This is a genomic window from Aeromonas sp. R2-4 (assembly GCF_040908365.1).
GTDB lineage: Bacteria > Pseudomonadota > Gammaproteobacteria > Enterobacterales > Aeromonadaceae > Aeromonas > Aeromonas veronii.
In genome coordinates this window covers 48716-62238 of the sequence record NZ_JBFODO010000055.1, presented here as the reverse complement: position 1 = coordinate 62238, position 13523 = coordinate 48716, and the positions used below count along the sequence as shown (strand labels likewise).

The following is a 13523-nucleotide window of genomic DNA, read 5'->3' as shown; positions in this document are numbered from 1 at the left end:
GCTTACTCTCTCGGAGTTATCCCACCCTTGGCAAGGTGGAATTCAACCCGGGGGCGCCGAGCCATCCCCCGGACTCAATGGCTTGCTTACTTGACGCTGCACTCCTGAATGACGGCAGTACCCGCCTTGACGCCAGCCGGGTCAACCTTCACCAGCACACTCCACAGCCCCTGCGGCAGGGTGATGCTGTTATTGGCACTGCCACCCTTGGAGAAGGCGAACGAATAGCCGGTTTCAGCGTTCACCGCGCCACCACCGTTGAGCAGGTACTCCTTGCTCCAGTCCTCGTTGGCCACCTTGAACTCGGTGCTGCCGGCGTAGTTGAACGCCGCCTGATAGATGGCGAGATCGCCGTCCATCCCCTTGTAGCTCAGCTGGTACTGAGGTTGGGCTCCCCAGCCGGAGAGCTCACCCTTGACGAACAGGTTGTAGCCGAGCGGATTGCCCGCCACCGTATCCAGCACCTTGCAGCTCTGCACCGGCTCGGTGAAGCTGACGCTCAGGGTCGGTTTGTCCTTGTTCATGGCGGTAAAGACAAACTTGTAGCTGCCTGCCTTGGCCAGATCGACACCGATATTGCCGGTTTCTCCCCCCTTGCAAAGGGTCAGCGGAGTGCCGACCACCAGCTTGTCACCGGCGTTGCAGCTGCCGTAGTTGACCGGCCCCCAGCTGGCGTCAGCGATCTTGACGTTGGTGGTACCCAGCTTGTCGGTGCTCACCTCGGTAGTGAACTCGTACATAAAGTTGCCGCTGAAGGTCATCTGGTTGGTGTTGCCCCACTCATCGAGGAACCCCTTCAGATAAACATCGGTGTTGCCAAACGGTGGCAGGATGCTCAGGTCGGTCTTCTTGCTGACCGGCAGGCCCGCGCCCTGTGCACCAGACTGCGGCTTGACGAACACGGCGGCAGACCAGGCCCCCAGCGTCAGCTGGCCATTATCATAGGCGGCGCCGCTGGCGATGCTGTCGACTGCGCGATGCTTGCTGCCAAGCACCATACCGCTCAGATCGATAGGCTGATCGTTGCCATCACGGAAGTCGCCGATGCTCTGGCTCTGGTTGCTGGCGTTGATCATCACCACCAGACCGTCGATGGCCGGATCCAGATCCGCCCCGGCACTGACGCCATCATCCACCGTCATGACGATAAGGCCGGGCACCTGATCCGGGCCGGTATTGCGGAAGTCGACCCGCTTGATCACCTCGGCGCCGCTGCCCAGACGCAGCAGACGGGAAGAGTTGCGCAGCTCCGCCAGCTCCTGATAGAAGCTCACCATCTGCGCCATCTCGGCCGAGCCAGGCTTGGCATGCTTGCCGAGCACCTGCTCAATCAGCGGATAGTTGTCGCCATCCTTGTCCTTGCGCGGCAACCCCTTGTCGAAGTTGTTGTCACCCAGGGTGTAGTCGACCTTGTTGTACCAGTCGCCCGAGTCATAGCTGTCCCGTTCCATGGATTTGGAACGCAGCAGCTCGACACCGGCGTGGGTGAAGGGAATGCCCTGACCCAGCATGGCAGTCGCCAGCGAGACCCCCTGCATCCGCACCAGATCGGCTCCGGCAGGCGCCTTGTAGATCAGGTTGTCGAACAGGGTCTGGTTGTCGTGCTTGTCGACATAGTTCTGCACTTCCACCGGATCCAGGGCATAACCGGCAGGCTGACCGTTGTAGTCGATCTCGGCGCCTTTCTTCGGCATGCCATCCTTGTCGGTCAGCACGAACTCCTTGAGGTTGCCCGCCATGCCGAGCCGCACCAGATCGGACTGGTGCAAGGCCGTAGCCAGATCCACCTTGCTCATTTCGTTAGGATCGACGAAAGCACCGTTGCCAAAGCCCTGGGTCTTGCGAATGGTATCGCCACCGTCGAACGGACTGCCGCCGCGCACCGCATCGCGCAAGCGGTCCGAGAAAGAGCCGATACCGGTACCGCCCAGATGCTTCTGGGTAGCCTGCACGAAGCGCTTGTCATCCTGCACTTCGCCGAAGTTCCACCCCTCGCCGTAGAAGTACATCTCGGAATTGACCTTCTTCACCGCGGCCAGCGCCTGCACCATCTGATCTTTCGGATGGTGGCCCATCAGGTCGAAGCGGAAGGCGTCGATCTTGTAGTCGCGCGCCCAGGTGACCAAGGAGTCATCCATCAGCTTGGCGAACATGGCGTGTTCCGGCGCCGTGTTGGAGCAGCAGGTGGAGTTCTCCACCGAGCCGGTCTCCGGATTGAGGCGCTGATAGTACCAAGGCACTATCTTGTCGAGCACCGATTTGGGGCCGAGCCCGGATTCGTTGGTGTGGTTGTAGACCACGTCCATCACCACATTCATACCGATGTTCTGCTTGATGGCCTTGACCATCTCGCGGAACTCCAGAATACGTTTGGTGCCCTCGGCGTTGGTGGCATAGGAGCCTTCCGGCGTGGTGTAGTGGTAGGGGTCATAACCCCAGTTGAAGGAGTCGACGCCGCGCAGGTAACCGGAGAGCTCCTGCACCTGCGGATTATCCTTGCTGTCGCCCCCTTGCAGATCGGCCAGCACATCTCCCACGGTCTGACCGCCACCACAGTAGCCGCCAAATTTGGATGTTTTCACATCCGGATTGACCTGACAGAGCTTGCTGAAGTCATCGCCGAGATTGGCCACCTTGGCCGGATCCTCGTTGACGGTGGCAATATCGAACACCGGCAGCAGGTGCAGGTGGCTGACACCGCTCTTGGCCAGCGCTTTCAGATGGTTGACCGGTACAGAGTCAGGCTGGGTCAGGCCGACAAACTTGCCGCGCTTCTCTTCATCGGTGGAGGCATCGTTGCCGGTCAGGTCACGAATATGGGCCTCATAGATGGTGATGTCGGCGGGGTTCTGCTGGCTGTGGGGCGCCTTGAGGCTGTCCCATCCTTCCGGTTTCAGGGCCGGATCGTCGAGATCCACTACCTGACTGAACTCGGAGTTCATCGCGAGGCTCAAGGAGTAGGGATCGGTCACCTCATAGCGCTCAACCTTGCGGCTCAGCGGGTGGTAGACCTCCATGTCGTAGCGGTAGAACTGGCCGATCAGCTCGCTGCCCCCCTCGTAACTCCAGCTGCCGCTGGCGCTGTCGAAGGTCATCGCCACTTCACCACTCTTCTGGTGGCTGGCGTTGTAGAGGGCCAACTTGACCGACTTGGCGGTCGGCGCCCAGAGGCGGAAGGTCACCCGGTTGCCCTCCACCACGGCGCCATAGCTGAGCTTGGTCGCCTCGGGAGCATAGAGCGCATCGAGGGCGCCGGCGCTCTGCACCAGGGTCGCCCCCTGCAGGATACCATCGGCATCGGTGCCGATAGCCACCAGTTCCCCCTTGAGCAGGGGCTTGAGATCTTTCCCGGCAGGCAGGGTAAAGGCGGCGGCATCCTTGAGATGCGGATATTTGGCCTGCTGCTCGGCAGTCAGGCCGGTCGCGGTCAAGCTGATATAGGGGAAATCGAACACCCCATCGGCATTGGCCTTGATGGTGCCCGAGTCGCTGTAATAGAGGCGAACGTGGGGCTTGTCCTTGCCCCCTTGCCAGATCAGGGTATTGCCATCGATAAGATGGGCGCTGGCCCCCGCTACGCCAAAGGCGGCGGTAAAGGCTTCGGCACGGCTGCCAAACAGCTCTTTTTTGCCAGCCACGATAGCCACGGTGCGATCCGGGTGCTCACTGAAGCTCACCTTCATATCGCTGCCGGTCAGGTTGGCCAGATCGCCATTGCGAGCGATAAAGTTGATGCACCCTTCCACATTTTTGAGCGGAACGACCCAGGCCGGACCAAAGCTGTCGGCAGTGGCAGGTGTCTTGCTCTTGTCATCCCACCCGCTGTTCAGGCCACTATCAGCCGTTGCCAGGCAGGCGTCCTTGTTCCACAGATGCAGGCTGTAGCTGTCAAACGGTGCCTTGGCTCCCTTGGCTGCCGACTGGGTATCCACCAGCGCAATGACCACCTGATTTTCGCCGGCAACCAGCAACTCTTTCGGGGGATCCATCTTGGGCAGACGAGCGACAGGCCCATCGGTGACTTCAGGTGTAGGCGGTGTAGGGGGGACGGGGTTCACACCGGAGGCATCAGAGCTGTTGTCATTACAGCCAGACAAAAGCGCGAGCAGTGAGGCTGTTACCAGCGCCACTTTGGTCTTTTTCATATCCATATTTTTATAATTCCCGCTGTAGTTAGTCTCGATAGTCGAGCACCCGGTCATTGCCAGGCGGTGCCATATTAATCAGCGGCAATCGATTCAAATGTGAGCAGAAGGGCAAAAAAACCATCCAGTTTCAACAAGATAACGTTTTCAGGCTGAAACTTCGATCCGGCTCACAGACCTCGCGGCCATTTGGCCTCATATCTGGAAAACGGCAGTCACGGGGTCAGAAAAGCAATGTCTGATCAAGTGGATAGACAAGGAGTAAACAATGAAACGGATTGAAGAGCAGGCAAGACGACTCGATCAGGAGTATCAGGCGATCGGGCAGCTGTTCGACCAATTCTGCCAGCAGGCTGGCGCCCTGGCCGAACAGTATCACTTCTTCAACTGGCCCGATTATGAAGACTCGCCCCCGCTGAGCCGCGCCTTCACCCTGCTGGGGGAACCCCGCGAGCTGCGGCTGCGCTGTCAGCCCGGCGAGCGCTCCGCCCTCCATGGCCTGATCCAGGTGGTCTCTGAGGATGGCACCATAGATGCCAGCCTCGGGTTTCGCGCAGATGGTCAGTTGCTGCTGGAGTCCGGCAAGCTGCTGGACAACCCGCCCGGGCTACTGCTCAAGCTGCTGCTCGGCGCTGTGTGGCAACACAAGCCCCAGGATGAGATCACCGGGCAGCCGCACTGACATCAGGGAACCAACGGCACTGAAACCAAGGGGGCCAACGGCCCCCGTTATTTATCCTGTTCGCTGGCGATCTCGATGGTCACATGCACCAGCTCTTCATGGATCGCCAGCCGCTCGCGGATCTGCTGCGCCGGTAGCGGATTGACCATCAGCAAAGAGAGCACGCAGGCATACTGCTGCTGCCCTACCCGCCAGACGTGAAGATCGCGGATATCAGTGCCCGGCAGCTCGGCGATGACCTCGCGGATCTCCGCCACCAGCGGGGTATCCATCTCGGCATCCAGCAGCACCCGACCGGAGTCGCGCAACAGGCCCCAAGCCCATACAGCAACCAGCCCTGCACCCACTATGCCCATCAGCGGATCCAGCCAGTCGGCCCCCCACAACATACCCCCAGTCAGCGCCAGAATCGCCAGCACGGAAGTGGCCGCATCCGCCAGCACGTGGATATAGGCGGCGCGCAGGTTGAGATCCTGATGGCCGTGGTGATCGTCATGGTCATGATGATGGTCGTGGCCGTGATGCTCATGATGGTGGTCATGCCCATGGTGATGGTGGCCGTGATCATCCTTGAGCAGCCAGGCACAGGCGAGATTCACCAGCAGCCCCACCAGCGCGATGGCGATCGCCTGTTGATAGTGGATCGGGCTGGGATCGAGCAGCCGGAACACCGACTCGAACAGCATCAACCCGGCCACTCCTACCAGCAACAGGGCGCTGGTGAAGCCACCCAGCACCTCGATCTTCCAGGTGCCGAAGCTGAATCTGTGGTCGCTGGCGAAATGGCGGGCGGCGCGGTAGGCCAGCACAGAGAGACCGAGCGCCAGTGCGTGGGAGCTCATGTGCCAGCCATCCGCCAACAGCGCCATGGAGTTGTAGAACCAGCCGCCGCCAATCTCCGCCATCATCATGATGACGGTCAACAATACGGCCCAGCGGGTCTTCTGTTCGGCCAGCGGATTGCCCTCGTGGATGACGGGTTGATGGCAGTGTGATTGAGCGAGGGATGACATGGATTTCTCCTGAGAGCGATGATGCAATATACTATACCCCAGTATAGTTTTATTGATCGAGAGGATCCGTCATGTCCCACACCATTCACGACAAAAAAAAGCTGCTGGCACGGGTGCGCCGCATCAAGGGACAGGCCGGTGCGCTGGAGAGCGCGCTGGAGCAGGAGAGCGACTGCACCGCCATTTTGCAGCAGATCGCCGCCATCCGCGGCGCCGTCAACGGCTTGATGCTGGAGGTACTGGAGGGACACATGCGCGAGCATCTCGGTGCCCCCGATGCCACCCCGGCCGAGCGGCTGGAGGATCTGGATCAGGTGGTCAGCGTCCTGCGATCCTATTTGAAGTAAGCAGGATGGCGGCGCCATCCCTTCAGGCTCGACCAGCGTCAGGCTTGAGCCACCGCCAGCTTTGCGCCATGATGTCCAGCCCGGCTGACCGCCGGTTTTACTGGACAGTCAATTTCAAGGATCCCCCATGTTTGAACACGTCGATGCCTATGCTGGCGACCCCATCCTGACGCTAGTCGAAACCTTCCACAAAGACACCCGCGAGCAGAAGGTGAACCTGGGGATCGGTCTCTATTACGACGAGCAGGGGCGTATTCCGCTGCTGCCGTCGGTGCAGCAAGCCGAAGCCCAGCGCGCCGCCGCCCCGGCCCCGCGCCCCTACCAGCCGATGGAAGGCGCCGCCAACTACCGCACCGCAGTGCAACACCTGCTGTTTGGTGCCGACCATGAAGCGGTCAAGGCGGGACGTATCGCCACCATCCAGACCATCGGCGGCTCCGGCGCGCTGAAGATCGGCGCCGATCTGCTCAAGCGCTACTTCCCGACCTCCGAGGTGTGGGTCAGCAATCCGACCTGGGATAACCACAAGGCGATGTTCGAGGGAGCCGGCATCAAGGTGCACGACTACCCCTACTACGATGCGGCCACTGGCGGCGTGCAGTTCGATGCGATGATCGACTGCCTGAGCACCCTGCCGGCCAAGAGCATCGTGCTGCTGCACCCCTGCTGCCACAACCCGACCGGGGTGGATCTCTCCCGCGCCCAGTGGGACCGGGTGATCACGCTGGTGGTCGAGAAGAACCTGATCCCCTTTATGGACATTGCCTATCAGGGCTTCGGTGACGGACTGGAAGAGGATGCCTACGCCATCCGCGCCATGGTGGCCGCCGGCGTCAGCTTCTTCGTCAGCAACTCGTTTTCCAAGAACCTCTCCTTCTACGGCGAGCGCTGCGGCGGCCTGTCGGTGATCTGCAAGGATGCCGAAGAGGCGAGCCGGGTACTGGGCCAGATGAAGGCCACCGTGCGTCGCAACTACTCAAGCCCTCCCACCCACGGCGGCCAGATCACCGCGGCTGTGATGAGCCAGCCCGAACTGCACGCCATGTGGGTCGATGAAGTGACCGAGATGCGCACCCGCATCAAGGCGATGCGCCAGAAGCTCTACGAGGTGTTGAGCGCCAAGGTGCCGGGCCGCGATTTCAGCTACTTCATCAACCAGCGCGGCATGTTCAGCTACACCGGCTTCACCCCGGAGCAGGTAGATCGCCTGCGCGAAGAGTTCGCCGTCTATCTGGTGCGCTCTGGCCGCATGTGCGTGGCGGGCCTCAACAGCCGCAACGTCGACTATGTGGCTGACGCCATGGCGGCGGTGCTCAAGGGCTAATCCGCATCAGCCCCGCTTTGGCGGGGCTTTTTGTCTGTTGCGTTCGCGGTCACCTCTTGATGGGTCTGCTCACCCTCCCCCTGCTGTGAGAGAATGCCAGCAGGTCACGTTGAATCTTTCTGATTCCAAGCCTGTTTATCTTCATCAATTTCAGGAGCCACTATGGATCTGATCGCTCTCTCTCGGCTGGGAGGTCGCCATCTGGTCACCCTGCACCTGCTGCTCGACAACCAGAGCGTCACCCGCACCGCCGAGCGGCTCTGCACCACCCCCTCCACCGTCAGCAAAACCCTCAACCAACTGCGGGATCTGCTGGGGGATCAACTGCTCTACCGTCAGGGAAACCAGCTGTTGCTCACCCCCATGGCCGAGCGACTGGCTCCCACCCTGCATCGACTACTGGGGGAGCTGAACGGCCTCACTCGCCAGAACGCCTTCAACCCGCAGCAGTGGCAGGGCACATTGCGGCTGGGATTGCGCGAGAGCGTGATGACCTGGCCGGTGGGCCCCATTCTGGGTCAGCTGATGAAAGAGGTGCCGGGCATGGTGCCGGAGATCTGGAACAAGGATGAACAGGGGCTGGAGGCACTGGCAGCGGGCAAACTCGACTTCGTGATCCTGCCCCATGACCAGAGCCAGCCGTTGCCGCGCCAGCCCGGGCTGGTGTGGGAGACCCTGCGGGAAGAAAAACTGGTCTGCCTGCTGCGCAAAGACCACCCCGCGCTGGCCAAACCCTGGGATCTCGATGCCTACCTGAGCTGGCGCCATATCGCCATCCGGGATCAGGAGCTGGCCAACCCCTTCTTCGAACAGAGCCTGGCCCAGCAGCAGGTGCGTCGCCAGATTGGCGCTACCCTGCCCGATTTTGCCAGCGCGGCGGCCCTGCTGCCCCAGACCGATCTGATCCTCACCGCCATCGGTGGCTGGGCGGCCTGCATGGCCAGTCAGCCGGATCTGGTGATGCGTCCGGCACCGTTCGATTACGGCAAGGTGAGTCACAGTCTGGTCTGGTATGGACCGGCCGGTGATGGCTCGGCCCGTCACTGGTTCCGCCAGCGGATCCTGCAACTGGGTCGCGAATTGATTGAGCCCTGAGCCGGATGACAGCGAGAAGAAATTGATGTTTCACCGCGGCGAAACATCAACGGCAAGTAGGGACTAGGGACGTTTGGTATAGATGGGGCTGGGGAAGGAGGCGACGTTGCTGCCCAGATCCGTGATGCGGGCAGCCCCCTGCTTTTTCACCTGATCGATGCGCAGCACCTGATGCATGGGGATAAGGGTCTGGCGCACATCGGCAAATTCGCTCTTGAGCTTCTCGTGACTGGGATCGACGATAAGCGCCGTGTGGTTATCCCAGACAAAATCGGCGATCTCGATAAAACCAAACAGTTGGCCCTGATTGACTTCGCGCACATAGACTTCGTAGCGCTCGCTGTGGCAAATAAACTGAACCCGATATAACGCCTTGCTTTCACTCATGATTATCTGTCATTGAGGGGTAAGAAGATGGCCATTATTCTAGCCGCCGTTCTCGCCCCCTCCAATAGACAGAAATCACAGTTGCGGCCTTTCCATGCCGCACCTCACGCCATGACGGTCACCGGATGACGCAGCCACTCAGCCCATCAAGGCAGGCAGTGAGACCGGCCCCAATCCCGCTGCACGCAAACGGCTGGCCAGCTGTTTCAGCTCGGTTTGGTGAGCCTCTGGCCATTGCGCCGCCTCCCCCCGCACCCCGTGGTGGCGAAAGCCGTTGAGGCGAATGGGCACAGGCCCCAGCCGCTGCAAGAAGGCGGCGAGATCCGCGTCAAGCTCACCATTCATATCAAGAAAATCGCTCTTGCCCGGCACATGGAGCAGCCGCAGTTCGGTCAGCTTGCCGTGGCGTGCCAGCAGTTGCAGCGATCCCAGCACCCGCTCGCGACCATAGCCGGTCAGGGTGTGATGCACCGAGTCACGCCACCCCTTGAGATCGAGCAGGGCGCCGTCGAGCACCGGCAGCAGCCGCTGCCAGCCGGTTTCGGCCAGAGAACCGTTGCTGTCGAGCAGGCAAGTGAGATGGGTCAGATCCGGCGCGGCCTTGATGGCGGCAAACAGCGCAACCACGAAGGGGAGCTGGGTGGTCGCCTCACCACCGGAGACGGTAATTCCGCTCAGCAGTGGGCCGTAGCGGCGCAACAGGGCCAGCACGTCGTCCACCGTCATGGTTGTGGTCTTGGGATTGGCACTGCGCGGACAGACATCCAGACAGGCATCGCAATCGGTACAGAGCGCCTCCTGCCAATGAACCTTGCCCTCGCTCATGGTGAGGGCGCCGCTCGGGCAGACCGCAAGGCAGTCACCGCAATCGTCGCACAGCCCTATGGTGTGCGGGTTGTGGCAGCCGGGGCAGCGAAAGTTGCAACCCTGCAGAAACAGCACCAGCCGGTTGCCCGGCCCGTCGACACAGGAAAACGGCAGCACCCTGCTCACCAGAGCGCTGCGTGTTGGCAAGACATCAGCCATCGGTGCGAACTCAATACTCGCCGATGGTCGATTCGTGGGCGACCACTCGCGGTGCCCGCTGACGAATGGCGGTCACTTCACTCGCCTCGGCACCGAGACAGGTGGTCTGCAAGCGTGACCCCTCCTCTGCGAAGCCGGCCACGTCGCTCTTGCGGATCATGTAGCCGGTCACCCGCACCAGATCGCTGTCGGCCACGTTGGCGGTGAACTCGCGCATGCCGATGGCGAGCGCCCCCTTGCAAAGCTGCAGCAGCGCCTGCGGGTTCTGGCGGATGGTGGGATCCAGCGTGAGGATCTCGCTGATCCCCGAATGGTAATAAGTGTGGTGCGGTGCCAGCGCCAGCACATGGCTGGCGGGATCCGGCTCCTGCCCGTAGGGAATGCGCACCCCGGGGGTAACAGCCACATCGATGCTGAGGCCACCTTGCGAATGCAACAAAGCGCGGCCACCCCAGGCATGGGTCTGCGGGGTCGTGGTCACATAGGCGGAGAGCTGGGCCGAGATGCGATAGCCAAGCTGGTTCGCCTCCTCGCCGTGACCATAACGATCCGGCAGATTCTCTTTATCCATCAGGATATTGACCGCTTCCGCCATGCCGTAGATGCCGAACATGGGGACAAAGCGATCCTCATCCAGCAGCCCCTCTTTCACTAGGAAGCTGTCGAAGAAACCGGACTCCTCGTGCAGGAAAGCGGCCCGAGCTTCGATCAGCTGGGAGGCCAAGCGGCAGTAGTGGGGCAGCAGGCAGCCGAGGAAGTCATCGATCCCCTGACACTGCTCGGCGACCCGCTTGAGGGAGATGCGCACCAGGGTGTTGGCACCACCCGCCTGCGGCAGGGCGTTGTAGCAGCTGACGATACCAAAACCACGAGTGTCGAAGGTGTCGCGGTGGATCGGGTAGTTGGCGATGTGCGGCTTGCTGCACTCGGCGATGTTCTTCACCGCCTGCAGCAGCAGGCTGTCCGGGGTCTGCTCCGGATCGTGGAAGAAGGTGAGGTTCGGCGCCACCTGCTTGAGCTCGTTGTCGATGCGCAGGATCAGGCTGCAGATCCGGTTGTCATCCGGCCCGATGTTGACGTGCATGAAGGCGTCCGGCAGCACCCTGTCCAGATAGACCCAGAACCCCTTCAGCTTGCGATAGAGGGTCTCGTCATCCAGTTCGCCGACAAACGGCAACAGCAGATGGTCGAGCCGCCCCAGCCAGACCGGCATGCCGGTGACGGAGGGGACATGGTGATAGAGGATGCGCAGGGCGTTGAGCGCCTCGTCGAAATCCTGCGGCGCCGCCAGCTCCAGCCAGGCAGAGCCCTGACTCAGAAATTTTTCATAGTCCGGCAGCACATAACGCGGCTTGTAGGGGGCGTGCCCTTCGAACATGTCGCAGATAAATCCCTGCGCCATCGCCTCGGCGACTGCGGCAGGCAGGTCGGGGTAGGGCAACGCATTCTCGGCGGCCAGCGCCAGCGCGTGGCTCTTCTGGGCGGCGGAGAGATGGGGATCGCGCACGATGCGCTGACAGGTTTCGATCAAAGACATGGGACACTCCTTCACGGACAGAGCCCATATCCTCACCATTTGCAGGCTTTTTTTGAAGTGACATTCATGACATGACGGATGTCGAATAATGACATCCATTACACAAGATCACGGCTCGCGCTTCACCAAGGTAAGAGCTCGGCTATGCCTCCCAGCCAGCGCAGCAGAAAGAAGCCCCCCATTCCACCCACCACAACAACCAGAGTCGGTAGCCGCAACAGGGTCAAGAGCATCACCCACAGGGTGGCAGTCAGGTAGTCAGGATCCCAGTCAAGACCTATCCCCGGCTCGTAGCTAAAGACGATGGGCAACCAGATTGCAGTCAGCACCGACTGGGCCGAGAAGCCGAGAAACGCCCCCATCTCGGCACCCGGCTGATATCGGGTCAACCGAGAAAAGAAGGCGAAGCGGTTGAAAAAGGTGATCAGGGCCAGCAGGCCAATCATCAGCCAGCTCACGCTACCTCCTCATCCGGTGCAGCACATAGCCCACCACCATGCCAGCCAGAGCCGAGACGATGATGTGGATCTCCGCCAGCAGCGGCTTGGTAAGCAACGCTGTGCCGCCGCTCACCAGAGTGGCCGCCACCATGGGCAAGTTTTTCATGGCGGGAATGGTCATGGCGATGAAGGTGGCCGCGATGGCAAAATCCAGCCCCATGCTGTCCAGTCCATCGATGTACTGACCGGCCGCGATGCCGAGCAGGGTCGCCAGATTCCAGAACAGATAGAAGACGAATCCCGCGATGAGCGCGTAGGCCGGATCAAAGTGGCCGCTGCGCTCCCGGTCTTTCAGCGCCACAGCGAACATCTCATCAGTCAGGAAAAAAGCAAGGCTGGCCCGCCAGCGCAGGGAGAGCGGCAATACGTCACGGCGGAAGGTGAAGCCGTATAGCAGATGCTGGGAAGTGATCACCATGGTGGAGCCCATGATGGGCAGCAGGGGTGTGCCCGCCCCGAACAGGGTCGTGGCCGAGAGCTGGGCGGCTCCGGCGTAGACCAGCAACGACATCAGCTGAGCCTGAAGCGGACTCAGCCCTGCCTGCAACGCCAAAGCGCCACACAGGATCCCCCAGGGGATCACCGAAATGGAGAGCGGGAGCATATCCAGTGTGGCACGCCACCAGAGCATCCCCGTTCGCTCGGGCACGCTCGTTACTGACATCATGTGATCTTCCTTGTCACAGCCGAAGCGAGCCGAAAAAACTAGCACGGGACAGCAAGCGCTGTCACGTCATCACTGGCGGGAAATAAAACGTCCGCGGAGTCGCGGGCGTGCACAAGGGGATCAGGGCTCGATGACGATGGGCGTACCCGGGTCAATAGCGTCCCACACCTCATCCAGCTCGTGATTGAGCATGGCGATGCAGCCATTGGTCCAGTTGGAAGGCTGAACCCTGCGGTTGCCAATGCTGTTGCGCTGGCCGTGGATCATGATCATGCCACCCGGACGAACACCCAGCTCATTGGCGCGCTTGATGTCATCCAGGTTCGGATAGTTGATATGGATGGCTTTGTAGTAGCCGGAATTGGTCTTCTTGTAGTCGAGGGTGTAGCGCCCTTCCGGCGTACGCTGATCCCCTTCCTGCTGCTTGTGCCCCTTGGGCGCCGGGCCCAGAGCAATCCAGTAGCGCTTCAGTTCTTTGCCATCCTTCATCAGGGTCAGGCTATAGGTCGACTTCTTGACCACCACCAAATCGGCTTTTTCGGTAAAGGCAAAACTCAATGCGGGCCAAAGCCCCAACAAACACAGTAATACGGCTCTCATTCCATCCCTCGACAAGCCTCTGGTGCGGGCTTTTCTTGTTACCAGATCATCTGAACGATGCCCGCCGAGCGGCGAGCGAGCGCCATGATATTGGATCGCCATCAATACTCAATATGCCCGGCAAAACATATCTTGCCCCAGCCAGGCCATCTTCCTTGAACGCTGTCATTTTCCATTGGCAATTAACAGTTAAAACAACA

At 60.8% G+C, this 13523-nt stretch carries 12 protein-coding genes; 4 read left to right on the top strand and 8 right to left on the bottom strand.

What is annotated here, in order from left to right; translation table 11 throughout:
* Positions 1-86 precede the first annotated feature (86 nt).
* Positions 87-4151, bottom strand: a complete 4065-nt coding sequence (pulA, locus tag AB5Z05_RS20675; protein ID WP_368152906.1) for a pullulanase-type alpha-1,6-glucosidase — start codon at positions 4149-4151, stop codon at positions 87-89.
* 262 nt (positions 4152-4413) lie between these two features.
* Here pulA and AB5Z05_RS20670 point away from each other — a divergent pair, with 262 nt between their 5' ends.
* Positions 4414-4827 (top strand): hypothetical protein, encoded by a 414-nt coding sequence (locus tag AB5Z05_RS20670; protein ID WP_139436672.1) that lies wholly within the window; start codon positions 4414-4416, stop codon positions 4825-4827.
* Positions 4828-4874: 47 nt separating this feature from the next.
* Here the strand turns inward: AB5Z05_RS20670 and dmeF are convergent, their stop codons facing one another.
* A complete protein-coding gene (dmeF, locus tag AB5Z05_RS20665) occupies positions 4875-5840 on the bottom strand; it encodes a CDF family Co(II)/Ni(II) efflux transporter DmeF (protein WP_005348833.1) in 966 nt (321 codons plus the stop codon).
* 71 nt (positions 5841-5911) lie between these two features.
* Here dmeF and AB5Z05_RS20660 point away from each other — a divergent pair, with 71 nt between their 5' ends.
* From AB5Z05_RS20660 to AB5Z05_RS20650, 3 genes are all read left to right on the top strand, one after another.
* Positions 5912-6187, top strand: coding sequence for a metal/formaldehyde-sensitive transcriptional repressor (locus tag AB5Z05_RS20660; RefSeq protein ID WP_005340299.1), 276 nt, complete (start codon positions 5912-5914; stop codon positions 6185-6187).
* A gap of 127 nt (positions 6188-6314) precedes the next feature.
* On the top strand, positions 6315-7511 hold the full coding sequence (locus AB5Z05_RS20655) for an aromatic amino acid transaminase (RefSeq protein WP_368152905.1): 1197 nt from the start codon (positions 6315-6317) through the stop codon (positions 7509-7511).
* 162 nt (positions 7512-7673) lie between these two features.
* Positions 7674-8606 (top strand): LysR family transcriptional regulator, encoded by a 933-nt coding sequence (locus tag AB5Z05_RS20650; protein ID WP_100646832.1) that lies wholly within the window; start codon positions 7674-7676, stop codon positions 8604-8606.
* Positions 8607-8669: 63 nt separating this feature from the next.
* Here the strand turns inward: AB5Z05_RS20650 and AB5Z05_RS20645 are convergent, their stop codons facing one another.
* The 6 genes from AB5Z05_RS20645 to AB5Z05_RS20620 all read right to left on the bottom strand — a co-directional run bounded on the left by AB5Z05_RS20645 (position 8670) and on the right by AB5Z05_RS20620 (position 13323).
* Positions 8670-8993 (bottom strand): DUF1820 family protein, encoded by a 324-nt coding sequence (locus AB5Z05_RS20645; RefSeq protein WP_005340296.1) that lies wholly within the window; start codon positions 8991-8993, stop codon positions 8670-8672.
* 138 nt (positions 8994-9131) lie between these two features.
* Positions 9132-10019 (bottom strand): YjjW family glycine radical enzyme activase, encoded by an 888-nt coding sequence (locus AB5Z05_RS20640; protein WP_270819838.1) that lies wholly within the window; start codon positions 10017-10019, stop codon positions 9132-9134.
* A gap of 10 nt (positions 10020-10029) precedes the next feature.
* Positions 10030-11556 carry a YjjI family glycine radical enzyme gene (locus tag AB5Z05_RS20635; RefSeq protein WP_368152904.1) on the bottom strand — a complete coding sequence of 509 codons (1527 nt, stop codon included), beginning with the start codon at positions 11554-11556 and terminating at the stop codon, positions 10030-10032.
* Positions 11557-11678: 122 nt separating this feature from the next.
* Positions 11679-12014, bottom strand: coding sequence for an AzlD domain-containing protein (locus tag AB5Z05_RS20630; protein ID WP_005340292.1), 336 nt, complete (start codon positions 12012-12014; stop codon positions 11679-11681).
* A gap of 1 nt (position 12015) precedes the next feature.
* Complete coding sequence (locus AB5Z05_RS20625; RefSeq protein WP_005348822.1) at positions 12016-12723, bottom strand: AzlC family ABC transporter permease; 708 nt, start codon at positions 12721-12723, stop codon at positions 12016-12018.
* A 120-nt stretch (positions 12724-12843) separates the two neighbouring features.
* Positions 12844-13323, bottom strand: coding sequence for a murein L,D-transpeptidase family protein (locus AB5Z05_RS20620; protein WP_042084254.1), 480 nt, complete (start codon positions 13321-13323; stop codon positions 12844-12846).
* Positions 13324-13523: the final 200 nt, after the last annotated feature.